Genomic DNA, 1,398 nt, shown 5'->3' on the forward strand with positions numbered 1-1,398 from the left:
TCCTGGAGCGCCTCACCAGCAAACGGGCCGCGCGCAGGCCCATCGTCGGGGCGGGCGCCGGGACCGGTCTGTCTGCCAAGAGCGAAGAACGCGGGAGTAGCTCCAGGAGCAGTAAAGCGCCGCTTCGGGCGTACTCTTCGCCAGCATCGTGCTGGCAGTGATCCCTTTCAGACGTCGTGTTGCAGCGATCTTTTACCAGTAGCCTCATGTCTGGAGTCTTGCGATGACCGTGACCTACCAGTTTGAGTACCCCGAGCGGCTGCGGTGCGCCTTCATCGGCGCGGGCGGGCACTCGTACCGTAATGTCTATCCCACTTTCCAGTATGCGCCGGTGGACCTGGTGGCTGTCTGCGATGTCCGCCTCGACCGGGCCGAGGCGTATGCGCAGAGATTCGGCGCACCAGCAGCGTACGACGATCACCGCGAGATGCTCCAGACCGAACAGCCGGACGCGGTATTCATCGTTACCTCTTACACCGCGGAGGGCGAGGTGGAGGCGACGGCGCTCGCGGAGGACTGCCTCCGAGCTGGAGCCCACGTCTGGATGGAAAAGCCGACCGCGGCCGGGATCGTTCAACTGGACCGGCTGCAGGCGGCCGCCGACGCGACCGGGTGCACAGTGATGACAGGATTGAAGAAGATCTTCACACCAGCGATGGAGAAGGTCAAGGCGATCCTGAGTACCCCTGCGTTCGGCACGGCGACCTCGATCTCAGTGCGCTACCCGCAAGCGCTGCCGGCCCCAGCTGACCGCTGCGACGACGTCAAGATGATCGGGTTCCTCGACCACATTTTCCACCCCGCCGCCATCCTCACCTACCTCATGGGACCGGTACGGCGTCTCAGCTATGAATGGGAGCCACGGACCGGAGCGAGCGTCTCGAGCCTGCTGTTCGAGTCGGGCGCGGTCGGCACATTGCATCTGGCGGCTGGTTCCGCGACCGGCGCCCCCCTCGAGCGTGTCGAGGTGATCGGCACCGGTGCCAACGTCGTTGTGGACAACGGGGTTCGACTCACCTACTACCGCGCCGGGGCCGACCTGCCGTACGGACGCTCGGCGTCCTTCGTCACCGACGACGCCGTGGCGCCCTTGCACTGGGAGCCGGAGTTTTCGCTCGGCCAGCTCTACAACAAGAACCTCTTCTACCTTGGCTACGTGCCTGAGGTCGTGCACTTTTGCGAGAGCCTGCTGGCCGGGAAGCCACCGGAGAAGGGCACGCTGGCTGACGCGCGAGAAATCCTGAAGTTGTACGAGCTGTATCGCCAACTGCCATCCGGCACGCCGGCCAGACCGGAATAGGGAGCTAAGCTTGAAATTAAAGGTTTCCCCTCGGTCCTCAGGGTCGAGGGGTGTCCTTTTTGTGCTGGTGTTTGCCGACGGGGTGGCGGGGTGCTGGG

General features: G+C 64.3%; 1 protein-coding gene. It reads left to right on the forward strand.

Annotation, left to right across the window (positions count from 1 at the left end; genetic code table 11):
* Positions 1-223 precede the first annotated feature (223 nt).
* Positions 224-1,300, forward strand: a complete 1,077-nt coding sequence (locus tag AC07CM_RS50975; protein ID WP_478883373.1) for a Gfo/Idh/MocA family protein — start codon at positions 224-226, stop codon at positions 1,298-1,300.
* Positions 1,301-1,398 lie beyond the last annotated feature (98 nt).

It is taken from the genome of Streptomyces sp. NPDC044061 (assembly GCF_056434305.1).

Excerpts from the sequence above, each read along its gene's own strand:
- AC07CM_RS50975 (WP_478883373.1), top strand. The coding sequence starts at position 224 with ATGACCGTGACCTACCAGTTTGAGTACCCCGAGCGGCTGCGGTGCGCC.